General features: G+C 53.6%; 25 protein-coding genes. 17 read left to right on the plus strand and 8 right to left on the minus strand.

Going from position 1 to position 23,754, the window contains the following annotated elements; genetic code table 11:
- The first annotated feature begins 2 nt into the window (after positions 1-2).
- From GC101_RS14715 to GC101_RS14725, 3 genes are all read left to right on the plus strand, one after another.
- Positions 3-1,067 carry a sulfate/molybdate ABC transporter ATP-binding protein gene (locus tag GC101_RS14715; protein ID WP_171717847.1) on the plus strand — a complete coding sequence of 355 codons (1,065 nt, stop codon included), beginning with the start codon at positions 3-5 and terminating at the stop codon, positions 1,065-1,067.
- 39 nt (positions 1,068-1,106) lie between these two features.
- Complete coding sequence (locus GC101_RS14720) at positions 1,107-2,174, plus strand: sulfate ABC transporter substrate-binding protein (protein WP_171717848.1); 1,068 nt, start codon at positions 1,107-1,109, stop codon at positions 2,172-2,174.
- 734 nt (positions 2,175-2,908) lie between these two features.
- Positions 2,909-3,691, plus strand: coding sequence for an MBL fold metallo-hydrolase (locus tag GC101_RS14725; protein WP_171717849.1), 783 nt, complete (start codon positions 2,909-2,911; stop codon positions 3,689-3,691).
- Between the two features lie 96 nt (positions 3,692-3,787).
- On the opposite strand, the gene GC101_RS14730 is transcribed toward GC101_RS14725, so the two are convergent.
- Positions 3,788-4,108, minus strand: a complete 321-nt coding sequence (locus tag GC101_RS14730) for a MazG-like protein (RefSeq protein WP_042134376.1) — start codon at positions 4,106-4,108, stop codon at positions 3,788-3,790.
- A gap of 204 nt (positions 4,109-4,312) precedes the next feature.
- On the opposite strand from GC101_RS14730, the gene GC101_RS14735 reads away from it, so the two are divergent.
- From GC101_RS14735 to GC101_RS14745, 3 genes are all read left to right on the plus strand, one after another.
- Positions 4,313-4,660 carry a Cif family virulence factor gene (locus GC101_RS14735; protein ID WP_171717850.1) on the plus strand — a complete coding sequence of 116 codons (348 nt, stop codon included), beginning with the start codon at positions 4,313-4,315 and terminating at the stop codon, positions 4,658-4,660.
- A gap of 6 nt (positions 4,661-4,666) precedes the next feature.
- Positions 4,667-4,882, plus strand: a complete 216-nt coding sequence (locus GC101_RS14740; RefSeq protein WP_171717851.1) for a hypothetical protein — start codon at positions 4,667-4,669, stop codon at positions 4,880-4,882.
- 90 nt (positions 4,883-4,972) lie between these two features.
- Positions 4,973-5,320: a VOC family protein gene (locus tag GC101_RS14745; protein WP_171717852.1), complete on the plus strand. Its 348-nt coding sequence runs from the start codon at positions 4,973-4,975 to the stop codon at positions 5,318-5,320.
- 148 nt (positions 5,321-5,468) lie between these two features.
- Here the strand turns inward: GC101_RS14745 and GC101_RS14750 are convergent, their stop codons facing one another.
- Positions 5,469-6,239, minus strand: a complete 771-nt coding sequence (locus tag GC101_RS14750) for an SDR family NAD(P)-dependent oxidoreductase (protein ID WP_042134383.1) — start codon at positions 6,237-6,239, stop codon at positions 5,469-5,471.
- A gap of 21 nt (positions 6,240-6,260) precedes the next feature.
- The gene (locus GC101_RS14755; RefSeq protein WP_042134385.1) at positions 6,261-6,716 is read right to left on the minus strand and encodes an S-ribosylhomocysteine lyase; all 456 of its coding nucleotides are present in this window, start codon (positions 6,714-6,716) and stop codon (positions 6,261-6,263) included.
- Between the two features lie 240 nt (positions 6,717-6,956).
- Between GC101_RS14755 and GC101_RS14760 the strand changes: the two genes are divergently transcribed.
- The 9 genes from GC101_RS14760 (at position 6,957) to GC101_RS14800 (ending at position 17,578) form a co-directional block, all read left to right on the plus strand.
- Positions 6,957-7,814: a MetQ/NlpA family ABC transporter substrate-binding protein gene (locus GC101_RS14760; RefSeq protein ID WP_246354336.1), complete on the plus strand. Its 858-nt coding sequence runs from the start codon at positions 6,957-6,959 to the stop codon at positions 7,812-7,814.
- Between the two features lie 124 nt (positions 7,815-7,938).
- Complete coding sequence (locus GC101_RS14765; RefSeq protein ID WP_171717853.1) at positions 7,939-9,153, plus strand: aminotransferase class I/II-fold pyridoxal phosphate-dependent enzyme; 1,215 nt, start codon at positions 7,939-7,941, stop codon at positions 9,151-9,153.
- Positions 9,146-10,165 carry a methionine ABC transporter ATP-binding protein gene (locus tag GC101_RS14770; protein WP_171717854.1) on the plus strand — a complete coding sequence of 340 codons (1,020 nt, stop codon included), beginning with the start codon at positions 9,146-9,148 and terminating at the stop codon, positions 10,163-10,165. The genes GC101_RS14765 and GC101_RS14770 overlap by 8 nt, the downstream gene beginning before the upstream one ends.
- On the plus strand, positions 10,165-10,824 hold the full coding sequence (locus GC101_RS14775; protein ID WP_039296489.1) for a methionine ABC transporter permease: 660 nt from the start codon (positions 10,165-10,167) through the stop codon (positions 10,822-10,824). The genes GC101_RS14770 and GC101_RS14775 overlap by 1 nt, the downstream gene beginning before the upstream one ends.
- Positions 10,825-10,891: 67 nt before the next feature.
- Entirely contained in the window at positions 10,892-12,091 is a 1,200-nt protein-coding gene (locus GC101_RS14780; protein WP_343049708.1) for an iron-containing alcohol dehydrogenase family protein, read from the plus strand.
- 82 nt (positions 12,092-12,173) lie between these two features.
- Positions 12,174-12,911 carry a 5'-methylthioadenosine/adenosylhomocysteine nucleosidase gene (locus tag GC101_RS14785; RefSeq protein ID WP_171717856.1) on the plus strand — a complete coding sequence of 246 codons (738 nt, stop codon included), beginning with the start codon at positions 12,174-12,176 and terminating at the stop codon, positions 12,909-12,911.
- A gap of 972 nt (positions 12,912-13,883) precedes the next feature.
- On the plus strand, positions 13,884-14,957 hold the full coding sequence (tnpB, locus tag GC101_RS14790; RefSeq protein ID WP_171717867.1) for an IS200/IS605 family element RNA-guided endonuclease TnpB: 1,074 nt from the start codon (positions 13,884-13,886) through the stop codon (positions 14,955-14,957).
- Between the two features lie 192 nt (positions 14,958-15,149).
- Positions 15,150-15,731 (plus strand): GNAT family N-acetyltransferase, encoded by a 582-nt coding sequence (locus GC101_RS14795; RefSeq protein ID WP_343049706.1) that lies wholly within the window; start codon positions 15,150-15,152, stop codon positions 15,729-15,731.
- A gap of 14 nt (positions 15,732-15,745) precedes the next feature.
- The gene (locus tag GC101_RS14800) at positions 15,746-17,578 is read left to right on the plus strand and encodes an ABC transporter transmembrane domain-containing protein (protein ID WP_171717858.1); all 1,833 of its coding nucleotides are present in this window, start codon (positions 15,746-15,748) and stop codon (positions 17,576-17,578) included.
- Between the two features lie 45 nt (positions 17,579-17,623).
- Here the strand turns inward: GC101_RS14800 and GC101_RS14805 are convergent, their stop codons facing one another.
- From GC101_RS14805 to GC101_RS14815, 3 genes are all read right to left on the minus strand, one after another.
- Positions 17,624-17,989, minus strand: coding sequence for a hypothetical protein (locus GC101_RS14805; protein ID WP_171717859.1), 366 nt, complete (start codon positions 17,987-17,989; stop codon positions 17,624-17,626).
- Positions 17,990-18,106: 117 nt separating this feature from the next.
- The gene (locus GC101_RS14810) at positions 18,107-18,910 is read right to left on the minus strand and encodes a Cof-type HAD-IIB family hydrolase (protein ID WP_042134396.1); all 804 of its coding nucleotides are present in this window, start codon (positions 18,908-18,910) and stop codon (positions 18,107-18,109) included.
- Between the two features lie 109 nt (positions 18,911-19,019).
- On the minus strand, positions 19,020-19,931 hold the full coding sequence (locus tag GC101_RS14815; protein ID WP_171717860.1) for an EamA family transporter: 912 nt from the start codon (positions 19,929-19,931) through the stop codon (positions 19,020-19,022).
- Positions 19,932-20,162: 231 nt separating this feature from the next.
- Here GC101_RS14815 and GC101_RS14820 point away from each other — a divergent pair, with 231 nt between their 5' ends.
- The gene (locus tag GC101_RS14820) at positions 20,163-20,885 is read left to right on the plus strand and encodes a metal-dependent hydrolase (protein WP_039296505.1); all 723 of its coding nucleotides are present in this window, start codon (positions 20,163-20,165) and stop codon (positions 20,883-20,885) included.
- 166 nt (positions 20,886-21,051) lie between these two features.
- On the opposite strand, the gene lplA is transcribed toward GC101_RS14820, so the two are convergent.
- Positions 21,052-22,056: a lipoate--protein ligase gene (lplA, locus tag GC101_RS14825; protein WP_171717861.1), complete on the minus strand. Its 1,005-nt coding sequence runs from the start codon at positions 22,054-22,056 to the stop codon at positions 21,052-21,054.
- Between the two features lie 116 nt (positions 22,057-22,172).
- Positions 22,173-22,298, minus strand: coding sequence for a hypothetical protein (locus tag GC101_RS36555; protein ID WP_281365882.1), 126 nt, complete (start codon positions 22,296-22,298; stop codon positions 22,173-22,175).
- A 268-nt stretch (positions 22,299-22,566) separates the two neighbouring features.
- On the opposite strand from GC101_RS36555, the gene cobD reads away from it, so the two are divergent.
- Positions 22,567-23,658: a threonine-phosphate decarboxylase CobD gene (cobD, locus tag GC101_RS14830; protein ID WP_171717862.1), complete on the plus strand. Its 1,092-nt coding sequence runs from the start codon at positions 22,567-22,569 to the stop codon at positions 23,656-23,658.
- The last annotated feature ends 96 nt before the right edge of the window (positions 23,659-23,754 follow it).

The following is a 23,754-nucleotide window of genomic DNA, read 5'->3' on the forward strand; positions in this document are numbered from 1 at the left end:
TTATGCATGTAGAGGTCCGGGGACTTAATAAGCATTTTGGAGATTTCCACGCCGTGAAGGACGTCAATTTCGGGATTACCAAAGGTCATCTGATCGGGCTGCTCGGCCCAAGCGGAGGCGGCAAAACCTCCATCCTGCGCATGCTGGCGGGACTGGAGACACCGGACAGCGGGGAGATTATTTTCCATGGCAAGACCGTGAATAACTTACCGCCCCAGGAGCGTGAGATCGGCTTCGTGTTCCAGAACTATGCACTGTTCAAGCACATGACCGTGTTTGAGAATATTGCCTTTGGGCTGAAGGTGAAAAAGAGTTCGAAAAATGCCATCCGTGACCGCGTAGCCGAGCTGGTGGAGCTTACCGGACTGAAGGGCTTCGAGAAGCGGTATCCGCATCAGCTGTCCGGCGGACAGCGCCAGCGTGTGGCTTTTGCCCGGGCGCTTGCCCCTGAGCCGCAGCTGCTGCTGCTGGATGAGCCGTTCGCGGCGATTGATGCGAAGATCCGCCAGGAGCTGCGTTCCTGGCTGCGGGAGCTGATTGAGCGTGTCGGCATTACCTCGATCTTCGTTACCCATGACCAGGATGAAGCGATTGAGGTGGCGGATGAGATTATGATCATTAACCAGGGCCGCCTGGAGCAAAAGGGTACGCCGTGGGATATCTACAAGGAGCCGAAGACACCGTTCGTGGCGACCTTTATCGGGGAATCGACGCTGATTGAGAGTGCCTCCGAGCTGAAGGGCTTCAAAGGGGCAGGCGGCGGCAAGCTGACCAAGGCGCTGATCCGTCCCGAGTATATCGAGGTGGGCCACCTGCATGAATTCAAAATGGCTTCGGCCACCGAGCAGGGCATCGTGAAGCATCTGCATTTCCGCGGCAGCGAATGGCTGGTGGAGGTTGAGGTGAACGGGCACAAGCTGGTAACGTACCGGTCACTGGAGAAGGAAACGCTGACTCCGGGTCAGAAAATTTCTGTGCTTGTGCACCGCGCCTACCTGTTCAACGATGAACACAGCTGGATTCAGGAGAATGGGCTGAAGGAAGATCCGATGCCTGTATTTATTTAGAAATATTTAAAAATATAAGATGTAGGATGTGTCGCCGGTATGAGGCTTTTCAGAAGGAGCAGACAACTGCACGGCTGGCTGGCTGTCTTAATGCTGGCGGTGCTCACATTGACCGCCGCCGGCTGCGGAAATGAACAGGAAGGTTCAACAGCTGCTGCGGCGCAGCAGGGGGACTTGACCCTGGTAGTCGGGGCTTACAGTGTAGCGAAGGATGCGATGGGCGAAATTCTGCCCTTGTTCGCGGAGGAATGGCAGGCCAAGACCGGCCAAAAAATTGTATTCCAGGAATCCTATGAGGCTTCCGGAACCCAGGCGCGGGCGATTGCCGGCGGATTCGAGGCGGATGTCACCCTGCTGGCGATGGAAGGCGATGTTGAGAAGCTGGTCAAAGCGGGCCTAGTGGACAAGAGCTGGAAGGAACGCGGCGAGGCCGGAATGGTCACGCGTTCGGTTGTGGCCCTGGGTACACGGGAAGGCAACCCCAAGGGCATTCATGATTTTGCTGATCTGGCGAAGCCGGGTGTGAAGGTGCTCTATCCGAATCCGAAGACCTCCGGCGGTGCGCAGTGGGACATCAATGCGATCTACGGGGCGGGTCTGAAGCTGTCTGAGGAGCAGGAGGGGGCGAAAGACCCTGCTGTCGCGAAAGCTTTTCTGGAGAGCATACACGCCAACGTGGAGTCTCTGGATAAAAGCGGACGCGCTTCGATGGCGGCTTTCGAATACGGGGTAGGCGATGTAATCGTCACTTATGAGAATGAGCTACTGGCGCGGATAGCCCAAGGGGTGAAGTATGAGGTGATCATCCCGGAGAATACAATCCTGATCGAGAACCCCGCTGCGGTGGTGGACAAATATGCGGATGAGCATGGAACCCGCGAGGCGTCAGAGGCGCTGGTGGATTATCTGACCACACCGGAGGCGCAGGAGGTCTTCGCCAAATTCGGCTTCCGTCCGGTGAACGAGCGGGTCTACGCGGAGCATGAGAGCCAGTATCCGGTTCCAGCGGGACTGTTCGATATCAGCTACCTTGGCGGCTGGGAAGAAGTCCGTACGACCCTCTATTCCAAGCGTGGAATCTGGTATCAGGTGCTGGCCGGGATTTAGTTGGGGTTCTGGAGGATTCAGTCTGACGGATGATGCTTAGAGGAAATGGCATAATGCGTGATTCACGCTTGCGGTGAGATGCGGGCGATTAGGAGAGCTGTTCTGCGGCTGGATGCTGCCGGACGGCTCTTTGTTTTTGTATAGGAATCCCTCTGATACCGCTGAAAGTGGACGGTATGAGGAAATTAAAGGGATAAATCCCTCTGATTCCGCTGAAAGTGGACGGTATGGGGAAATTAAAGGGATAAATCCCTCTGATTCCGCTGGAAGTGGACGGTATGGGGAAATTAAAGGGATAAATCCCTCTGATTCCGCTGGAAGTGGACGGTATGAGGAAATTAAAGGGATAAATCCCTCTGATTCCGCTGGAAGTGGACGGTATGAGGAAATTAAAGGGATAAATCCCTCTGATTCCGCTGGAAGTGGACGGTATGAGGAAATGAGGAGCAAAGTGCCTCTGAATCCGCCGGAAGTGGGCAGCAGGAGGGAATGAAGAGCATTAGTGCCCCTGAATCCGCCGGAAGTGAGTGGCCTATAATCTACATAAGCTGCACAGGCCGCGCGGGCTGCATAAGCGCCGATTTGATTCACCCGTTAGGGTGATTTTGTTCGTCTTCGTGTTGCGGGCGGGGGAGCGCGGGATTCGGAATGCAGGATGCAAAGGGACTGCTGCTGTTTTATAATATACAGATTGAGACACTCTGAAATATTGCACAATGAAGGAGGGCGGGCTTATGGATACATTGATTTTTGGGGGGACAGGGGATGCCATGGGCGTACCCCGGGTCTATTGCGACTGTGAAACCTGCACGGAAGCAAGAACGAGCGGCCGTAATAACCGGCTGCGTTCTTCTGTCTTTATAGATAACGGCAGCGGCTTTCTGACGATTGACTGCGGACCGGACTGGCGCAAGCAGATGGAGCTGCTGGGGCACCGCAGTATGCAGCGGCTGCTAGTGACGCATGCGCACTTTGACCATATCGGCGGATTGCCGGAATGGGCGGACAGCTGCCGCTGGATGGGCTTCAGGGGGGAACTCTACGCTCCGGCGGAGGTGATCCCCGTGATCCTGCGCCAATACCCGTGGCTAAGCGCGCATATTGACATGATTCCCTGCGATGACGGCATTACACTGGACGGCTGGCAGATCAGCACTTGGCGGGTCAACCACGGTAAGAACGGCTACTCCTACGCCTTCCGGCTGGAGAAGAACGGCTATGTCTGGATTTATTGCCCGGACTCCATCTCCCTCACACCGGAGGAAACGAAGCATATGCACGGAGCAGACTTATTGGTGCTGGGAACCAGCTTTTATTACGAGGCGGCAGAATTGTCCACCCGTTCTGTATATGACATGACGGAGGCGGCAGACCTGCTTGAAATTGTGCAGCCGCGCCGCGCGGTATATACGCATATGTCCCATGATGTGAATCTGGAGAAGGATTATATTCTGCCGGAGAAGGTCACCCTTGCCGTTACCGGGATGAGGGTTCCGCTGTATCGTGAGGAGTCTTGAAGCGCCGGATCAGCGGGTGACTTCAGCATGAACGATCCGCGTATATACAAACAAAGAAGCTCCGGTTACCCCGGAGCTTCTTTACATACAACCTAATTATTCTTGCCCAAGCAGCTTCTCTGTTTTGGATAAGAAGGTATCCAGCGCTGCAGCGAAGTCAATATTCATCCGTTCAGCCAAAACCATCAGCCACCACGCACATTCACCAAGCTTATGCTCCAGTTCAGCTGCAGTATCTCCTTGAGCCAGCCAGCGCCCCTGCTGTGACATGGTCAGACGGCCCACCAATCCGGCATCAGTCAGGAAGGCCAGTGCATCCTCTTCGACTGTCCACTCCTTATCATGATGCTGTCGTTCCAATTGATGATAGAGCTGTCTGATTTGAGCGGAACGTAATGCCGCCTCGTTAATATTCATATCTATTCCACTTCTCCCTTATGGCAAGTTAGTATATCGTCTGCCCAATATAGCACTCCTAATTAGACGGCATTATGTCATATTAGAATATGACTCCTGCCTAATATGACATAATGTAGTCCTGTTACAGGGCGTATAGTGGACTTATGAGCTTGGCCGGTAGCCGGGCTGGCAGCGCAGATGACGACAGGAGTGAGTATACTGATGAGTCAAAATGAACCATCAATACCACAGGTTATTATTGATTATATGGATGCTTCCAATGCACACGACGTCGAGGCCTATATGAATACCTTCTCGGATCGTGCGGTCATTAAGGAAGAGTCCATCGGGAGTGATCTCACCAGCAGAGCGGAAATTGAGGACTACTTCGTGACTTATTTCGTTAAAATGAACACCCGCACAGAGATGATCAGCTACACTTCCAAACATAATGTGATAGATATGCGTGTGTTATTTAAAGGCGATTTTCCAGGCAAAGAAATTATCGGAACCTATCAGTTCTGTCTGGAGAATGAAACGATCGTGCGGTTAACAGCGGATCTGGAGTGAACGCGGATGAACATAAGAACGCTGCAGCATGATGTTGACCTGGATAATGCTATTTTTTTCGGCAGCTATGTTCTGGTGATAACAGAGGGGAAGATGACAGGCGGAGGGCGTGTGAACGGGTATGATGAAAATGAGGTGGTGGTCGGCGGACGGAAGCATTCGCGGCGCACCTCAACGTTCATTCTTACGCAGCCTCCGCAAATTCAGATAGACTTTATTTAATGCTTAGTCAGAAGGAACTCCGCTTCAGAACTCGAATATCTAACGTAACCGGCCAGCTGGCCTTGTGAGGATAGAGAGGAGTCGGATGCGATGATACAAGGTTTCGGAGGAATATTCTGGAGAACTAATAATCTTGAGGCTGTAAAAAAATGGTACAGTGATGTGCTGAAGCTTGAAATCGACAACTGGAATGGGACTGTGATTAAGCCCCAATCCGGGAATGAGACGATCTTTTCTTTCTTTGCGGAGGATGACAGCTACTTTCCGGCCGAACAACAGGTGATGTTGAATTTCCAGGTACATGATCTGAACGAGACTCTTAAGCACTTGGAACAAATGGCTGTACCGCTTGCCAAGGAACAAGAGAGCAGCGAATACGGCAAGTTTGTGTGGATTAAAGATCCTGACGGGCGGCTGATTGAGCTTTGGGAGAAATAGAAGGTAGAAATTCAATTTCATACGGCGAATCTGTTAAAAAGGGACTTCACCCGGCGGCGCCTGCCGCAGGTGAAGTCCCTTTATTGGAATAATAAATTTGAAAAGTTATCAGGGTCCATGAGAGGCCCCGCTTTATGGGGGGCTTGCGTTAGTTCATCGTCATGCCGCCGGTGACATTGATCGCCTGGCCGGTCATGTAGGAGGCGAGCGGGCTGGCGAGGAACAGCACTACGTTAGCTACATCCTCCGGCTCAGCCGTCCGGCCGAGCGGGACCTGCGAGCGGTCCTCGGCGAGAATGTCCTCCGGTGTCATTCCGCGCAGGGCAGCACCTTCCACACGCTCGCGCTTCTTCATGTCCGTCTCGACGATCCCCGGGCAGACCGCGTTCACGAGAATCTGCTCCCGGGCCAGCTCCAGCGCCATGACCTTGGTGAAACCAAGGACCGCATGCTTGGAGGCTACATAATTGCCCATGCAGCGGTAGCCGTTCTTGCCCGCCTGTGAGGCAATATTGATGATCCGGCCGCCTCCGCCCTGGCGGAGCATCTGGCGCGCCCCGGCCTGGGAGACCAGATATACGCCCTTAGCGTTGATATCCATTACCTTATCCCAGTCTTCCTCCTTGATGTCAACGGCAAAGTCCATCGTCGATGTCCCGCTGTTGTTCACCAGAAAGTCGATCCGGCCAAAAGAATCCACCGCACATTCAACCAGCCGCGCGGCATCCTCACTTGACGTGACATCGATGCGGATCTGTACCAGCCGCTCATGGATCTGTTCCACGCCAGGCTTACAGGCGATATCGCCAATCACGACATTCGCGCCAGCCTGCAGGAATAAATCGGCAATGCCTTTGCCGATTCCGGTCAGCCCCCCGGTGACTACCAGCGTTTTTCCCGTAAAATCGATGTTTAGCATGGCAGCAGGCTTCCTCTCACTCTAGCTTCTGAAGGGATCATCGCTGATGCCGGCATCCAGGACCTGTCTGGCGTACTCTTGTGCGCTGAATAAGGAATGGTCTCTATAGTTGCCGCATTCCAGTGCAGAGACCGCAGGAACAACCTCTGTATCCAGTACTTTATGCAGAACCTTGGTCAGCGCGGCAGCAACATCGGCAGGGTTGTGCTCATCCCAGATAATCAGATAGAAGCCGGTCCGGCAGCCCATCGGGGAGATATCAATAATGCCCTCCAGCTCATCACGCAAATAAGTGGCCAGCAAATGCTCCAGGGTGTGGACAGCGGCAGTAGGCAATGCATCCGCATTCGGCTGCAGGAAGCGCAAATCATATTTCTGGATGGTGCTGCCTTTCTCATTCTTCTCCGTACCTGCAACCCGCACATAAGGGGCCTTTACCTTCGTATGATCCAATTGGAAACTTTCAACCTTCGCCATGTTATTCCTCTTCCTTTCAAGCTTTTCATATCAAACTATCACAACGTATAAAAGATGTAAATAGACAAAGCCGATTAATCCAATCATCTTAATTAAAATGTGTTGACATGAATATTAATGCATTGTAACATATGAATCAACTTAATTCTGATGATTTTACTAGGTTTAATTGTCGGTTGTTGTTGCCGGATCGTCTGGCTTGGGTTTCTACAGAAATATATACATTGGGGGAGAAATTACATGTTGAAGAAAAAATGGATTCATTCCGCGCTGTTAGTCATTGCCACCACTTTGGTTATCGCAGGCTGCGGTAATAACAGTGATGCTGCCGGATCAGGCAGTAATTCCTCCGGACAAGAGAAGAAGACACTGCGCATCAGCTTCAATCCCGGACCCTACAGTGACCAGTTCAAGAAAGGTGTTGCACCCTACCTGGAGAGCAAGGGCTACACCATTAGTTATAAAGAATTCACCGATGGCATCCAGCCCAATGTGGCTGTAGCGAATGACGAGATTGACGCTAATGTCTTCCAGCATTCCCTGTACCTCGAATCTATCAATGAGCGTGAGAAAATCGACCTGGTAGGTGTGGTGAAGGTTCCTACTCCGCCGATGGGCCTCTATTCCAAAAAACACACCAGCCTGGATGAAGTCAGCGACGGCGATCAGGTCAACCTGCCGAACGAACCGGTGAATATGCTCCGCGCGCTTAACGTCCTGAAGGATGTGGGCTGGATTACACTGAAGGATGATATTGATCCGCTGCAGACTTCGCTGGCTGATATTACATCCAATCCCCACAATCTGAAGTTCATCGCTACTGAGCCGGCCCAGGGCCCGCGCGCACTGGAGGATGTGGATTACGCTGCTATTCAGGGGAACTTCGCCGTTTCTAACAATATTAAGCTGACCACGGCATTGCAGCTGGAGAACATGACGGACCCGTTCACGAATATCGTGGCGGTCGACAGCAAGAACAAGGATGCCCAATTTGTAAAAGATATCATCGAAGGCTACCATTCTGCTGAGTTCCAGGAGTACATCACGTCGAATCCGGATTATGAAGGCTACAAGCTGCCGGACTACTTTACGAAATAACAAACCATTATAGCGCTGCCTGGTGATCTGTCATTTCCCTGTATGGGAGAAGTGGCAGATCGCCTTTGTATATTCCAGCCTGAAGCTTGAAGTCTCAGAGATCTTGTGAAGAGGTGTAAGTGATATGGATTTTGAACCCGCTAATGTTGTAAAAGAGTTGTCCGGGAATTACTTCAACGCGCTGAAAGCAAGAATCGCCGATTACCGCAGCAAAGGGATAGACGTGATCGATCTGGCCAGCGGCAACCCGGATCAGCCCACGCCGCAGCCCATAATTGATGCCCTGAAAGCGGCAATCGATAAAGCGGAGAATCAGGGCTACCCGCCGTTTTACGGTAAAAAAAGCACACTTGAAGCCATCGCCGTCTTCTATAAAAGGGAGTATGGCGTTGAGCTTGACCCGGAGCATGAGATCGCTGTGTTCACTGGCTCGGGCATTGGGGTGGTCGGCATTCCTCAGAGTCTGCTGAATCCGGGGGATCTGATGCTTACCGCCGATCCGGCTTATCCGGCCTATCATGCCGCTGCCCAGCTGGCGGGAGCCCGGGTTCATACCCTTCCTGTCTATGAAGAGGACGGCTACCTGCCGGATTACGGGCGTGTTCCTGAAGAGATCCTCCGGCAGGTGAAGCTGCTGATGCTGAACTATCCCAATAATCCGACCGGGGCGGTGGCTACGGGGGAATTCTGGGAACGGACGCTGGAGCTGGCCGCCCGCTATAAGTTCCCGGTGCTGAATGATTTTGCCTATGGCGCGTTCGGCTTCGACGGCCACAAGCCGCTTAGCCTGCTTCAGCATGCGGACGGCAAAGCCTATGGAATTGAAACCTATACTGTGTCCAAAACCTACAACATGGCAGGCTGGAGGTTCGGCTTCGCCGCCGGCAACGCTTCGATCATTGCTGCCTTGAAGCATTATCATACGCAGGCGTACAGCACCGTGTTCGGTGCAGTGCAGGATGCGGCAGCGGCGGCTCTGCTCGGACCGCAGGATGCGGTGAGGCAGCTGGGAAGCCTGTATCAGCGGCGGCGCGATGTGCTGGTAGAGAGACTGCGGGGCATCGGCTGGGAGGTTCCGGCTCCGCAGGGCACCTTCTTCGCGTGGTTCAAAGTGCCTTCAGGCTATACAGCGGAAACCTTCGCCCAGCGGCTGCTGGATGAAGCGCAGGTGGCTGTGGCGCAGGGGGAAGGCTTCGGAGAACAAGGACGGCAGTATGTGCGGCTTAGCCTGGTGAACAGCGAGGACAGGCTGAACGAAGCGGTAGACCGGATAGACGCGGCAGGTATTTTCAAGCAGACGGTGGTCACGGACCTGAGGGGGGCAGCTCAGTATGATTGAGCTAAGAGATATTTATAAGACGTTTGAACGGAAGGGCCAATCCATTGAAGCTTTGCGCGGGGTAAGCCTGCATGTGGACAAGGGTGATATTTACGGCGTCATCGGCTACAGCGGAGCAGGCAAAAGCACCCTGATCCGGCTGGTCAACTATCTGGAGCGGCCGACAGGCGGAGAGGTGCTCGTGGAAGGTGAGCCGCTGGCGGAGTACAATCCGGCGCAGCTGCGCGCGGCCAAGAAGAAGATCGGCATGATTTTTCAGCATTTCAACCTGCTGGAATCTAAGACTGTATTCGACAATATCGCGATTCCGCTGGTGCTGCTGAAACGCAGCAAAAAGGAGATTCAGGACCGGGTCACCGAGCTGCTGAAATTCACCGGGCTGGAGGATAAGGCGAAGAGTTATCCCAAGGAGCTGTCCGGCGGCCAGAAGCAGCGGGTGGGCATTGCCCGGGCACTGGCTACTAACCCGTCGATCCTGCTATGTGATGAAGCGACCTCGGCACTTGATCCGCAGACGACCAAATCCATTCTGGAGCTGCTCAAAAAAATAAATAAAGAGTACAACATCACCATCATGATCATTACGCATGAAATGGCTGTCATCCAGCAGATCTGCAACAAGGTTGCCGTGATGGAGCAGGGGGAGATCATCGAGCAGGGCAAAGTACTGGATGTGTTCGGCAGTCCGCATCACCCCACTACGCAGAGCTTCGTGCAGACGGTTATTCATAACAGTGTGCCGCAAAGTGTGCTGAACACGCTGAAGGCCGAACCGGGGCGGCGGCTGTTCCGGCTGAAGTTCGTTGGAGGCACAGCCTCGGAGCCGATTATCAACAGCCTGATCCGCAGATTCGAAATCAATGCGAATATTCTGTTCGCCAACATGACGGAAATCCAGCAGACAACGCTGGGGACAATGATTCTGCAGCTGAACGGCGAGCATACAGTGATCGATCAGGCGGCGGCTTTTATCGTCAGCCAGGGTGTGGAGATTCAGGAGGTGGAGGTTTAATGCTGGATACAGTGATTACCTCGGAGCAGCTGTTTCAGGCACTGAGGGAAACGGTGGTTATGGTTGGGGTTTCGTTGTTTTTTGGAGCGCTGCTGGGGATTCCTATCGGCATCATCCTTGTTATTACACGTCCGGGCGGTGTTCTGCCTAACAGAATTATCTATTCGGTGCTTAATCCGATCATTAATATTGTCCGTTCGCTGCCATTCATCATTCTGCTCGTAGCCATTATTCCCTTCACGCGGCTGCTTGTGCACACCTCGATTGGTACCAGCGCCGCGATTGTACCGCTTGTTGTATACATAGCGCCTTATATTGGACGCCTGGTCGAGAACTCTCTGCTTGAGGTTAGCCCGGGGATTCTGGAGGCTGCGGAAGCGATGGGAGCGACTACGTTTCAGGTGATCTGGCATTTCCTGCTGCCGGAGGCGTTCGGGTCGCTAATCCTGACGATGACCACGGCGATGATCGGACTCGTCGGGGCCACAGCAATGGCGGGAACGGTCGGGGGCGGCGGAATCGGTGATTTGGCGATCTCGTATGGCTACCAGCGGTTCGACACCTTCGTCATGATCGTTACCGTAGCCATTCTGATTATCTTCGTTCAGGGTATTCAGTCTGCGGGGAACCGTTTGGCTCGTAAGGCGCGGCGGGACTAGGAATGAGGCTGAGGCTGAGGCGGTTTTTAGGCTGAGCGTAGGCTTACACAACTTTTAAGGAGGGACCATTATGGCGGAACGTCTTATTGTGCGCGCGGCACCGCAGGAATTCGTCTGCCGGGAGGGCAGCTGGAATGACCTGGAGGAGCATTTGCGCAGACGGGGAATTGAGCGGGTACTGGTGGTGCGCGGTGTGAAGTCCTGGGCGGCGGCCGGGCGGTATTGGCCGCAGCTTGACGGAACGGAGATCCATTATCATGTCTACGGCGGAGAATGCACCTACGGGGAGCGTGATGCCATAGCCGGTTATGCGGCCGAGCATCAGCTGCAGGCGATTATTGCCGTAGGCGGCGGAAAGATCACGGATGTGGTGAAATCTGCTGCAGCCAAGCTGAATCTGCCGGCGGTTATTCTGCCGACGCTGGCCGCTACCTGCGCCGCCTGGTCCTCACTGAGTGTGATGTACGATGCTCATGGCGCTTACATCCGCTTCGATGTGTTCCCGCGCAGCAACGCGCTGGTGCTGCTTGATCCGGCCGTCATCGCCGCTTCACCGCCGGAGCTGCTGGCAGCCGGCATTGGCGATACGCTGGCCAAATGGTATGAGGCTGACGCCATCATCCGTCATCTGCCTGCGCCTCCGGTTGAAGTGGAGCTGGCCTGGTCCACGGCGCGCAAATGCCGTGATCACCTGCTGGAGTACAGCGCAGCAGCACTCGCGGCCGTCTCGGCGGGAGTGCTGGATGATGCGTTGACCCGGACGGTAGAAACGATAATCATGGTGGGCGGACTGGTCGGCGGCTTCGGTGAAGATTACGGCCGCACCGCCGGTGCGCACTCCGTCCACGATGCGCTTACGGCCATACCGGAGGCCCACAGCCTGCTGCATGGCAGCAAGGTGGCTTACGGTGTGCTGGTTCAGCTTGCGCTGGAAGAGAACTTCGCGGAGATAGAAGAACTGCTTCCGTTCTACCGGCAGATCGGCCTGCCAGCCAGTCTGGCGGATATGGGGCTGGACTTCCTGACTCCGGGCGATCTGCTGGAGCTGGGAGAACGGGCGGCGGTGCCGGAGGCCTCCATTCACAGGATGCACGGCAGGATTACTGCCGCGCGGATTGCGGATGCGGCCGTTGAGCTGGAGCGGTTCGTCGGCAGCTGGCGCCGGGATTCCTCCGGAGGGCCGGGGCGGGCGTTAGATACCGGGGAAGTAGCACAGACAAACGATGCTGCAGGAGTAGGCATGTGGACGAAGCAGGCTGGAAAGTGAACATGGACGATAGCGGACAAAAAGAGCAGGCAGAGTCCGGTGTGCGTCAACAGAACATCATTGATCAGGGGGCTGTAACATCATGAGTATTGCGATTATCGGCGCAATGGAAGAGGAAGTAGCGCTCTTGCTGTCACGGATGACAGATGTGCGTAGCCTGAAGGCAGGCGTGGGGAGACTTCATTCCGGCAGGCTGAACGGGCTGGATGTGGTTCTGCTGCAGTCCGGCATCGGCAAAGTGAATGCGGCAGTAACTACAACGCTGCTGCTGGAGCGGTTCCACTGTGAGCTCATTATTAATACCGGCGCTGCCGGTGGCTTGGCTCCGGAGCTTAAGGTTGGCGATGTGGTCATCGCTGAGGAACTGATCTACAGCGATGTGGACGCAACAGCATTCAGCTATGCCTATGGGCAGGTGCCGCAGATGCCGGACCGTTATCCGGTCGCGGGCGATCTGCTGGCTGCGGCGAAGCAGGTGATTGCCCGCACTTCCAGGGCGGAGGCAGTCGTCACCGGACTGATTACTACGGCGGATTCGTTCATCAGCCGGCCGGAGCGGGCCGATGAGATCCTCAGCCGCTTCCCTGCGGCTAAGGCTACAGATATGGAAGGTGCGGCGATTGCGCAAACCGCCTACCAATTCAGTGTGCCGTTCCTTGCTGTCCGTGCGATCTCCGACATTGCCGGATCAGAAGCAGCCGGATTATTCAAGTCTCATCTGGAGCTCGCCGCCACTAACTCGGCGGAGATCGTTACGGAAATTCTGGCGCTGTATACAGCGGTAGAGACCCGTGGCGCTAAGGGAGTGCCTGATAGGTGACTGAATACTAAATGATTAAATACTAAGTGGCCGGACCATTAACAGTAAGCAAACCGGCCTGAGCAACTACTATCGGCCAATTTACTAAAAAGAACAACTACTATAAACCGCACTATTGATCAAAACCAAAACAAGTAACCGGTCAACACTAGCAATTGTTGTACGTATTACAACTTGGCTCCCCAGAAACCAACATGATTGGACAGATTGTTGTATGAAATACAATAATTGTCCCTTTAAACCGCTTGGATGAGCGGAAATGTTGCCTTTTATACAACAATTTTAGGTTTCGCTCCCTATTAGGAAGGAATTGTTGTATTTCGTGCAACAATCTCTGAGGAAAGCTAAGTATGCGTAAGTATTTCAAGATCAGCCTTTATAGTTGAATATATTAAACTTCTATAAATTGAACTGAAGAAGACAATAACAGATGAGAATAACGGAGGGGATTTTGGAACTGTAGGAGCGCCAGCGACCGCCTTTGTCACCGGATTTCTACCGCTAAAAGCGGTAACAATCAAGAAATCTACTGACAACAGCAGCCGAAAGTCCAAATATTCACCGCAGTTATGAACAACATCCATTGGAATCATTTCAAGTTCAATCCACCTGGAACCGCCTGTGAGTACTGAACGGAGCTGCTGAAGAGCTTTGTTCGTGGCTTTAAGAGCGGTTTTTTGCTGTGTAATAGTTACATTTTTCAGCCCCAAGACCGAGCCGCGAATCCGCCTGCCGCCGCTGGGCGCTTTCCCGCAAGCTCTGTAAACTAAAGGCATCGAAGCGCGGAAAGTAAATAAACGATGAGCCCGCCTTCCAAATTTAAGAATAGGTAGTCAGAATTCCCTGACTTCTAAAGTGGTGGGATGAATGACTACGGCCTTTCTTTGCATATGGAAAAAATTTGCCTATCATAAGAACGTATGTGCTATAATTGTTTTGTGAATGTTTGGAAATGGGGTGCATCGTTTGCTTATCTATAAAGCGTATACATACCGTATCTATCCTAACCGTGAGCAGCAGCACTATTTTGCTAACTTATTCGGGGCCGTCCGTTTTATCTACAATAAAATGTTATCGGATAAGATCAAACATTACCACATCACAGCGACGATGCTCCATACAACACCTGCGGGTTACAAGAAAGAATTCCCGTGGCTCCGAGAAATCGACAGCCTGGCCCTGGCCAATGCCCAGCTCCATCTGGACCAAGCGTACAAACAATTTTTTCAGAAGAAGACTATGGGCTTCCCCCGATTCAAAAGCAAGAAAACACATACAGACCGCTTTACAACAAACAATCAAAAAGGAACGATAGCAATTGAAGGCGGTATGCTTAAAATCCCCAAGCTAAAGAGCAGAATCCGAATCCGGATGCACCGCCCTTTCTCAGGACGGGTCAAATCCTGTACTATCTCTAAAACACCATCCGGCAAATACTTTGCGTCCATCCGAGTTGAAACAGAAAACACGCCATTGCCTATAGCAGCCCAGAAAATTGGCGTCGATTTAGGACTGAAAAGCTTTGCGGTGACCTCAGAGGGTGAAGTGATTGCGAATCCGAAACATCTGCGGAAATCGGAACAACGATTAATAATGCTGCAAAAAAGCGTATCCCGAAAGAAAAAAGGAAGCTACAACCGAACCAAGGCTAAACTCCGATTGGCGAAGCTGCATGAAAAAATAGCAAACCAGCGGAAAGACTTCTTGCACAAAACGTCCACCCGAATGATCCACGAAAACCAAGTAATCGTGATGGAGGACTTGCGTGTAAAGAACATGCTGCAGAATCATAAGTTAGCGAAGGCCATATCCGAAGTCTCCTGGAGGTTCTTCCGAGAACTGCTGACCTACAAAGCGGAATGGTATGATAGGCAGTTGATCATTGCCCCTCCAAACTATGCAAGCAGTCAGCTCTGTTCCTATTGTGGCTACAAAAACGCAGAAGTCAAGAATTTGGCTGTACGGGAATGGTCTTGTCCAGAGTGCCATAAGGAGCACGATCGAGATCGGAATGCGGCTGCCAATCTTCTGAAACTAGCCATGTAAATGGCACAATGGGCTAGGGACGAGCCAGCAAGCTTGGATAAACTTGGAGCGTTAGCTCTATTGACCAAGAAGCACCCACCTCATAGGTGGTGTGTAGTTCACGCAACTAATGTGTATTTTTCATTATTTCCAAGAAAAGGAGGACGCACTATAATATAACGATATTCGATTATAGTGGAGGATGAAATGGATATGAGTGAGAATTTGCTTCCAATTCTGCTGGATATTCCGGAGAGCTTTGAAACGGAGCGCCTGCTCGTCCGGGCTGCGCGGCCGGGAGACGGTGCGGAAATGAATAAGGCGATCGGAGAGAGTCTGAACGAGCTGAAGCCTTGGATGCCTTTTGCCCAGAGCATGCCGGCGGTAGAAGAGACTGAGGTCTATGTCCGGGAGTCGCGGGTAGCATATCTGAAACGTTCGACACTGAATATGCTGATCTTCAGCAAGGCGGACGGCACATACATAGGCAACATCGGCCTGCATCATATCGACTGGGATTGCCGCCGTTTCGAGACGGGATATTGGATCAGAAGCTCATGCGCAGGCAACGGATATATTACGGAAGCGGTGCATGGAATTACGGATTTTGCCATTAGAGAGCTTGGGGCGGAGCGGATTGAGATCCGCTGCAGTGCGCGGAATGTCAAAAGCGCTGCTGTTGCCGAGCGTGCCGGGTTCACGCTGGACGGCATTCTGCGCAAGAGCACACGCGAGGCGGACGGGGAACTCCATGACAGCAAAGTGTACGCTAAGGTGCGGGGTGTTGAATTCTAAAGGGAGATGATGATGTGAAGAAGAAAGGTGCTTTTGCCAGATTAAGTACATACATGCTCAGACATAAGCTGATTTATAGCATATTACTGCTAGTTACCCTATTTAGTATTGTCCTTGATCTGACGATGGCCTGGTTCCTGTCGCGGATTACGGATGCGGCGGTCCGTCTGGACGTAGAGGCTTTTACAGGCCTTGCCTGGTTCGGAGTTATATTCTTGACGGTCGCCGGAATCAACACTTTTCTAAGTGTGTATCTCAAAACTAATATATCGGCCAAAATCAGAAATGAGCTGCGCCAGGACATGATGGGACATACGCTGGCTTTGCCGCAGTCTTATTTTGACCGTAATCATTCGGGTGATCTGTTATCCCGGTTCACGAACGATAATCAATCCGTAGGCGAAGCCTGCGGGCACGTCATGATGGATCTGCTGCGCAATCCGCTGCTGGCGGTGGCCTCCTTCGCTTATCTGATCTATATCAACTGGCTGCTTGCGTTGATCTGTCTGTCGGTAGGGCCGCTGCTGTTCCTGACCGGCAAAATATTCGGCAATGCGATGCGTGCCAACAGTGTGCGGGTACAGGAGAATATGAGCAGAACGACAGCTTTTCTGAATGATATCCTGGGCAGCAGCATGGTGTTCAAAGCGTTCTCGATTGAGCGCAGGCTGCAGAAGCAGTATGTAGAATATAGTGAGAGCATTGCCTCCGGGGAGAAGAAGAAGGCGAGAATCGAAGGAGCAACGGGGGCGATCTCCTCTGTGCTGGGCAACCTTACCTTCCTGCTCGCGCTGGTCATTGCCGGGTGGTTTGTGGCCAAAGGATCACTTGAGGTCGGGGCGATGATTGCATTCATCCAATTGATGAATTATCTGGTGGGGCCGTTCTCGGTACTGCCGGGCCTGGTCGCTTCCATGCAGCAGTCGCTGGGTGCGGCGGAGCGGATTTTTGAAGTGATGGATGCTGCTCCCGAGGTTGAGGTATTGCCTGAACAGCAGATGCAGCAGCCTGATTTCAATGTGCTACAGCTCGCAGACCTGTCGTTCGGATATCCGGAGAGTGAGAAGCAGAGTCTAAGCAAGGTTAATCTGGAGTTAACGCGCGGAAAGCAGATGGCCGTGGTGGGTCCGAGCGGCGGCGGTAAATCCACACTGTTCAAGCTGCTGCTCGGTTTCTACAAACCGGATGCAGGTGAGATTTCAATTAATAATCAGGCGATTGCCGGGATGCAGCTTGAGCAGCTGAGAAGTTATTTCGCCTATGTGCCTCAGGAGTCGGGTCTGTATACCGGAAGCATCCGTGACAATATCGGTAACGGCAGACCGGGCGCTACGGAAGAAGAGATTATAGAAGCGCTGCGGCAGGCGAACGCTTATGATTTCGTGATGGAGCTGCCGGAAGGCATCCACACCGATATTGGTGAGCATGGTTCGAGATTGTCCGGAGGGCAGAGACAGCGTCTCTCCATTGCCAGAGCGATGCTGAAGAACGCGCCGATTCTGCTGCTGGATGAAGCTACGGCGGCACTCGACAATGAGTCGGAGAAAATGGTCCAGCAGGCGATCCGCAAGCTGATGAAGGATAAAACAACGCTGGTCATCGCCCACCGCCTCTCAACCATCCAGAATGCCGATATTATTCTGGTGATGGAGAACGGGGAGATTGTGGAGCGGGGCGGACATGAGGAGCTGCTGGCGGCAGAGGGACGGTACTTCGAGCTGTATAATTCCCAGCTGGAGCAGGAAGCTGTGGAGGAAGGGCAATATTCTTCTTTGGGCGGTGAGAGCTTGAGCAGCGGCGGAATGGCCCCCCTCAAGCAGGAGACAGCTGTAGCAGGTACGTTATAATAGTCTTCTTCAGCTATGTTCTTGGCTTTCAGCATGCGCTACGCGCTACTTGGCAGAGAGAGCGTCAATCGCTTGAACAGCCAGCTTCAAGGCTTGGAGTCTTCTTTCTAAAAGAGTTTGTTGTGGACTGCCGGCCTTGGATTTAGCGTAACTATGTTCAACAGATGGGGTTATTTCAATTAGAACTTTGCGGGCTTCTGCTATATCTTCATTGAAGTACTGATGAGGTTTTTGATTCCAGACGTTCTCCAGAACCGCTAAGCCGATGCGTGAAGCATTGAGCCGTTTCTTTACCAGCGTAATGTTTGTGCCCTTTTGAGTCATTTGCGCAAAGGCATTTTCAAGTTTTTTGATGGTCGATTGCCAGGATTTAATGGATTCGAGCTGGTCCGCAGCAGATACTTCTTCCATGGATGACCTTCCTTTCTTATTGAATTATATAAAAGGTGGCTTACAGCGGTTCAATAAACTGAACCAGCGGTAAGCCACCTTTGTCATATAAGATATCCGCTCAGGGAGGTATGTCTGTTATTCTGCACCGAGAATGAACTTATCGATGGCGAATTTCACACCGTCCTCATTGTTGCTGAGGGTAACGAAATCGGCAATTTCCTTCAGGGCAGGAATGGCATTCGCCATAGCGACACCGAGGCCGGCGGCTTCGAGCATCTCGTGATCGTTCCAGGAATCGCCGACAGCGATGGTCTCGGACAGCTCGCAGCCGAAATGCTTAGCGAGGAATTCAAGCGCCAGACCTTTGGTGCCTTCGTGGTGCATGATTTCCAGGAAATGCGGCTTGGACTTCGTGATGTGAACCGAATCACCGAGCAGGTTGCGCAGGATCGGGGACAGCTCATCCAGGAAGGCCGGATCGTCGATGATGAGCATTTTAGGTGTTTTTTGCGGGACCAGCTTCTCTTCCCAATTAGGCTCAATGTAGTACTGGGTCTTGTTCAAGGCAGCATAATCGATCAGCTTCTGGTTCTCCTCACGGGCATACAGCTTGTCGTCAATGTAAGTCTGCAGATGCAGGTCATGCTCCACACAGTACTGGAACAGCTTGCGCACCGCATCCTGCGGGACATAACGCTCATAGAGCACTTCTTCGTCCAGCAGATTCTTAACGAGTGCCCCCTGATAAGTGATGATCGGCACATTCAGTCCGGTCTGGCGGGCAATCGCCTGGGCGGAAGCATAAGCGCGTCCGGTAGCGAGGGTAACCACAACGCCTGCGGCAACAGCCTGTTCCAGCGCGGTTTGGGTGGCAGGGGTAACTTCCTTGTCGTCATTAATCAGGGTGTCGTCAATATCGATAGCAATCAATTTGTACATTTGGGTTCTCTCCTAAAAGGTTGGTTTAGTCCGGCTTTCCGCGGAATCTTCTATAAGAAGGGAACGGAAGCACGACTTTTTGTCTGAAGCATGTAACTATAAAATGCTGCTAGCCCTCCGCCTGCGTCCGCGCCGGATCAGGACTCAGCTCCGCCATCAGCATGGCGGCAAGAATGCATCCACAGCCTAGCGCAGCGGACAGGCCGAGTGTCTCTCCGCCGAAGAGCAGGCCTGTTACTGCAGCGAATACCGGCTCTGTGGCATAAATAATCGCCACCCGGGACGGGGTGGTATATTTCTGGCAGGCGGTCTGAATCCAGAAGGCGAAGGCGCTGGTCGGGCCGATGGAGATTAGCATGGCCCAGAGCACTTCCGGCTTCGCGAGCAGCTCCCCGCTGTGCATAAGCGGGGCGGGGCCATCCACCAGAAGGGAGGCCAGGACGCTGAACAGGCCCACAAAGGCAAGCTGTAGCGCGGCCAGCGGCAAGGCCGGATAACGCGGCGCATATATGCCGGTATACACGATCTGCAGCGCAAAGAAGGCAGCGCAGAGCAGGATCAGGCCATCGCCCTTATTAAGGGAGAACGTAGAGCCGGTGAAGGTCAGCAGATACAGGCCAACTGCTGCGAGGCCGGCACTGAACCAGGTGTAACGGGATATGGCATGCTTCAGCAGCGCCAGAGACAGGAAAGGTACAAGTACCACCGACAGTCCGGTAATGAACCCTGTATTGGAGGTGGTGGTGTACAGCAGTCCCATGGTCTGGAAGCCATAGCCCAGGAAGAGCAGCAGGCCCAGCAGCAGAGCATGCAGAACCATACGTAAGCTTAGCTTCTTCCATTCCTGACGGTAGAAGACGGCGGTAATTAGTGCAAGCAGCAGGGCGGCGCCTGTAAACCGGATGCTGTTGAAGGCAAGCGGCGGCAGTACCCGGACGGCAGATTGCACAATAAGAAACGTACATCCCCACATCATCGCCACCAGCAGCAGACTTAGATCGGCGATTCGGGAGCGGTTCACAGAGTGTCATCCTTTCAGGGCCGTATGAGTTGTCCAAATTGTATCCTAAATCAGGGGGCAGGACAAGCCGAAACTGCGTAGCGGCCGTGTCCGCACGGGATGCAGGAGGCCTGTAGCCCGTTATCCGCTGGACAAAAAAGGAAAGCCTTGGTATACTTCGATAACCGCACACTTGTTCTTATTTCGGGCATCCAGAATCATTATACTCTCATATGAAGGAGCGGATTCACCATGATGGGCAAATCCCATTTAGTTATCAGCACCGGGGTTACCTTGTCCGCCATGAGTTTGCTTGGGCTTGAAATCACTCTTCCGGCCGTCGCCGTTGCGGTGGTCAGCTCGCTGCTGCCCGATATCGACGAGCCGAATTCACTGCTGGTACGCAAGGCAGTTCCCGAGTTTCTGCTGCGTATCCTGCAGGTATCCCTGATCGGGGCAGCTATTTATCTTTATTTTGCCGGAATCGCTGCTCCGCCGTGGAATATTGCCCTGGCTCTGCTGGTCGGCAGTGTGTCTTTCCTGCCGGGCCGCAGGCTGAGGCATCTGGTGATGCTGCTGATTGCGCTGGCGCTGTTTGCTTTTGCCGATGCCTATGATCCATGGAACTATATTGCCGCCTGTGTGCTGGTCGTAGCTTCCGTTGTCCCGCACCGGGGAATCACGCATACGCTGTATGCTGTGGCCGGCTGGGGGGCGCTGCTGTATTTTGTATCAAAGGGCATGGATGACGGCGGCAGTCTCTGGATTGCCGGGAGTATGTCCTACGGCCTGCATCTGCTGGCCGATTCCCTGACCCAGCGCGGAATTACGCCGCTGCCCCCGCTGCCGGTCAAGCTGCGGCTGAAGCTGATGAGCACCGGCACGAAGAAAGGCAATGCGGTAGAGAAGGTATGCGTAATGCTTACGCTGGCGCTGGTTGTCTATGTTTTTGTGCTTACGCCTTCTTTGGTGTAAAGGGCAAGCAAGAGCTGGGCAGCAGCTAAAGAGATGAACAACGAGATAAGAGATGGACGGCAAGACAAGAACCCCACGATCAGCTGCGCAGGATGCGGCAGGATAGCGGGGTTCTTTTTACTGTATAAGTACCTGCTTGCCGGAGTGGTGTCTGCGGTGCAGAGCCCTACTCCTCAAGAAATACCAGACCGATGAAGTCCTCGGGCTCAATGCGGCCAAAGTAATGCTTGAGGTCCAGATCAGCCAGCGCCTCTCTCACCTCGGCTTCCGTATAACGCTTACCGCGCAGCGCGTTCTCTACGTCCGCCACATCGCCGACGCCGAAGAAGTCCCCGTAGATTTTGATCTCGCGGATGATGGAATCCTCAATGTCCATGCGGATATCCACTAGACCGGCCGGGAATTTGCGGGTGTGCTTCACATTGCTCTTCGGCGACAGGCCGTAGTTCCAGTCCCAGTTCTGGTAATGCTCCTTGGAGATTTCATTAATCCGCACCCAGTCGTCCATGGTCAGCTTGTACTGGGGAACCTCGGACGCCTCCATGCCGAAGATGGAACGCAGCAGGCCTTCGCGGAACTGTTCAATTGTCATATCCGGGTTGCCCAGCAGCTCTTTGATATTGGCGACACGGCTGCGTACGGACTTGGTGCTCTTCGACTTGAACTTCTCGGGATTTACGTTCAGTGAAGCCTGCACATCGTCCAGATTAAGGTCGAACATCAGGGTGCCGTGGCTGAACATGCGTCCGCGTGTGGAGAACTGGGCGTTGCCGGAGATTTTCTGCTCCCCGACCTGAAGATCGTTGCGTCCGCTCAGCTCGGCATTCACCCCCATCGACTGCAGATAATCAATCACCGGCTGGGTGAATTTGAGGAAGTTATGGAAAGACTGTCCGTCATCCTTGGTAATGAAGCTGAAGTTCAGATTGCCCAGATCATGATAGACCGCGCCGCCGCCGGATAACCGCCGTACGACCTGGATATTGTTGTCCTTCACATATTCCTGGTTGATCTCTTCGATGGTGTTCTGATGCTTGCCGATAATAATCGACGGGCTGTTGATATAAAAGAGCAGATAGCTCTCGTCCATCGGCAGGTTTTTGAGTGCAAATTCCTCAATTGCCAGATTGATCGATGCGTCTGTAATGCCGGTGTTATCGATAAAAAGCATAGTGATTCCTCCGCTTGGCCATAGTAAACTGCTGTACTTATTCTAAACTAAAAGAGAGATTTCCACAAAATCGAAAGTTTAACTTATCCGGCCGGAGTTACGCAAGGGTCGCCAGTTTACCCCACCACTGAGGCTGTAAGCGGACTTCTGCCCGGCTGAATCAGCTTCGTCCGGTATTTCTCCGCTTGATAAGTGCCGGGGATCATCATGCCGGGCGCACCTGTGCGCTGCTGTAAGAGCATTGACGTACTTCCGGCAATAGGCCGATAATTGGGTGAAGGATTGCTAAGTTTCGGACAGATTGTTGTATGCGATACAAGAATTGTCCTGCTAAACCGCTTGGAGGGGACGAAATGCTGCCTTTTATACAACAGTTCTGGATTATTGCCGGGATTATGCGGAGAATGTTGTATTATGGGCAGGATTATTGCAGCGGCTGATCTGCTACTCAAATAAGTGTAGTTCAATTAAATTAATGAAGTAATGATTGAGCGTAAAGGGAGTGTACTCATGCTTGAAAAATACGGACACGGCGGCGATCTGTTGACAGCGGCCGAGCTATACGGGGAGAATAGCGGCGGCTTCCTGGATTTCAGCGCCAATATTAACCCGCTGGGCCCGCCGCCGGGGGTGCTGGCGCTGCTGCTGGATGCAGTCTCCGCAATTACAGCTTATCCTGATCCGGGACACCGGAGGCTGAAAGCGCTGCTCGCGGAAAATCTGGGAGTGGGCACGGACTGGATTACCGTTGCCAATGGAGCCGCCGAGTCGATGGCCCTGCTTCTGCTGGCGGCGGCCCCGCGCCGCGTAGGCATCGTCGAGCCCTGCTTCTCCGAATACCGCCAACTGGCGGAGCAGTTCGGTGCAGAGGTCTTGTCCGTTCAAGGGACCCGCGGCAGCGATTACCGGGCCTCCGTGGACGAGATCTCCGGCCTGCTGGAGCAGACGGATCTGCTGTTCCTCGGCCAGCCGAACAATCCGAACGGCGTCCAGTATCCGCTGGACGAGCTGCGGCTGCTGGCCCGCAAGGCGGAAGCCTGCGGGACAATTCTTGCCGTGGATGAAGCGTTCATTGACTTCATCCCGGAGGCGGACCGGCAATCCCTGCTGCCGGAGCTGGGGGCTTACCGTCATACGGTGCTGGTGCGCTCGATGACGAAGTTCTTTGCCATTCCCGGGCTGCGGCTGGGCTTCACCGCCGCGCACCCGGAGCTTGCCGCGGCGATGACCGGCAAGCAGGTGACCTGGAGCGTGAACGGCCTGGCCCTGCTGGCCGGGGAAGCTTGTCTGCAGAGCGGCGACGGCTATGTGCAGGAGACGCGCGCGCTGATCGCAGCAGAGCGGCAGCTGCTGCGCCAAGGTCTGCTTGAGCTCGGCTGCGAAGTGCCGCCGGGCGAAGCGAACTTCCTGCTGCTGCGGCTGCCCGCTCCGTGGAGCGCGCAGGAGCTGCAGCAGCGGCTGGGCGCGGGCGGCATACTCGTCCGCAGCTGCGCGATGTACCCCGGCCTTGAGCCGGGGCATATGCGCGTCGCGGTGAAGGGCCGGGCGGACAATGCCCGGCTGCTGCGGGAGCTGGGGGCGCTGCTGCGGGCGGGGATCTGAGAGCTGAAGTGGTTGAGAGCGAGCCAGCCGTTAGCCGTTAGCGAGCCAGCCGCCATCCGTTACGCGCCGCCGCCATCCGTTACGCGCCGCCGCCAG

It is taken from the genome of Paenibacillus phytohabitans, from assembly GCF_013141775.1.
GTDB classification, from domain to species: domain Bacteria; phylum Bacillota; class Bacilli; order Paenibacillales; family Paenibacillaceae; genus Paenibacillus_AQ; species Paenibacillus_AQ phytohabitans.

What these genes read in the sequence shown, in the direction of transcription:
- GC101_RS14715 (WP_171717847.1), top strand. Translation starts at nt 3, where the DNA reads ATGCATGTAGAGGTCCGGGGACTTAATAAGCATTTTGGAGATTTCCAC.
- GC101_RS14720 (WP_171717848.1), top strand. Translation starts at nt 1,107, where the DNA reads ATGAGGCTTTTCAGAAGGAGCAGACAACTGCACGGCTGGCTGGCTGTC.
- GC101_RS14725 (WP_171717849.1), top strand. Translation starts at nt 2,909, where the DNA reads ATGGATACATTGATTTTTGGGGGGACAGGGGATGCCATGGGCGTACCC.
- GC101_RS14730 (WP_042134376.1), bottom strand. Translation starts at nt 4,108, where the DNA reads ATGAATATTAACGAGGCGGCATTACGTTCCGCTCAAATCAGACAGCTC.
- GC101_RS14735 (WP_171717850.1), top strand. Translation starts at nt 4,313, where the DNA reads ATGAGTCAAAATGAACCATCAATACCACAGGTTATTATTGATTATATG.
- GC101_RS14740 (WP_171717851.1), top strand. Translation starts at nt 4,667, where the DNA reads ATGAACATAAGAACGCTGCAGCATGATGTTGACCTGGATAATGCTATT.
- GC101_RS14745 (WP_171717852.1), top strand. Translation starts at nt 4,973, where the DNA reads ATGATACAAGGTTTCGGAGGAATATTCTGGAGAACTAATAATCTTGAG.
- GC101_RS14750 (WP_042134383.1), bottom strand. Translation starts at nt 6,239, where the DNA reads ATGCTAAACATCGATTTTACGGGAAAAACGCTGGTAGTCACCGGGGGG.
- GC101_RS14755 (WP_042134385.1), bottom strand. Translation starts at nt 6,716, where the DNA reads ATGGCGAAGGTTGAAAGTTTCCAATTGGATCATACGAAGGTAAAGGCC.
- GC101_RS14760 (WP_246354336.1), top strand. Translation starts at nt 6,957, where the DNA reads ATGTTGAAGAAAAAATGGATTCATTCCGCGCTGTTAGTCATTGCCACC.
- GC101_RS14765 (WP_171717853.1), top strand. Translation starts at nt 7,939, where the DNA reads ATGGATTTTGAACCCGCTAATGTTGTAAAAGAGTTGTCCGGGAATTAC.
- GC101_RS14770 (WP_171717854.1), top strand. Translation starts at nt 9,146, where the DNA reads ATGATTGAGCTAAGAGATATTTATAAGACGTTTGAACGGAAGGGCCAA.
- GC101_RS14775 (WP_039296489.1), top strand. Translation starts at nt 10,165, where the DNA reads ATGCTGGATACAGTGATTACCTCGGAGCAGCTGTTTCAGGCACTGAGG.
- GC101_RS14785 (WP_171717856.1), top strand. Translation starts at nt 12,174, where the DNA reads ATGAGTATTGCGATTATCGGCGCAATGGAAGAGGAAGTAGCGCTCTTG.
- GC101_RS14795 (WP_343049706.1), top strand. Translation starts at nt 15,150, where the DNA reads ATGAGTGAGAATTTGCTTCCAATTCTGCTGGATATTCCGGAGAGCTTT.
- GC101_RS14805 (WP_171717859.1), bottom strand. Translation starts at nt 17,989, where the DNA reads ATGGAAGAAGTATCTGCTGCGGACCAGCTCGAATCCATTAAATCCTGG.
- GC101_RS14810 (WP_042134396.1), bottom strand. Translation starts at nt 18,910, where the DNA reads ATGTACAAATTGATTGCTATCGATATTGACGACACCCTGATTAATGAC.
- GC101_RS14820 (WP_039296505.1), top strand. Translation starts at nt 20,163, where the DNA reads ATGATGGGCAAATCCCATTTAGTTATCAGCACCGGGGTTACCTTGTCC.
- lplA (WP_171717861.1), bottom strand. Translation starts at nt 22,056, where the DNA reads ATGCTTTTTATCGATAACACCGGCATTACAGACGCATCGATCAATCTG.
- GC101_RS36555 (WP_281365882.1), bottom strand. Translation starts at nt 22,298, where the DNA reads ATGCTCTTACAGCAGCGCACAGGTGCGCCCGGCATGATGATCCCCGGC.
- cobD (WP_171717862.1), top strand. Translation starts at nt 22,567, where the DNA reads ATGCTTGAAAAATACGGACACGGCGGCGATCTGTTGACAGCGGCCGAG.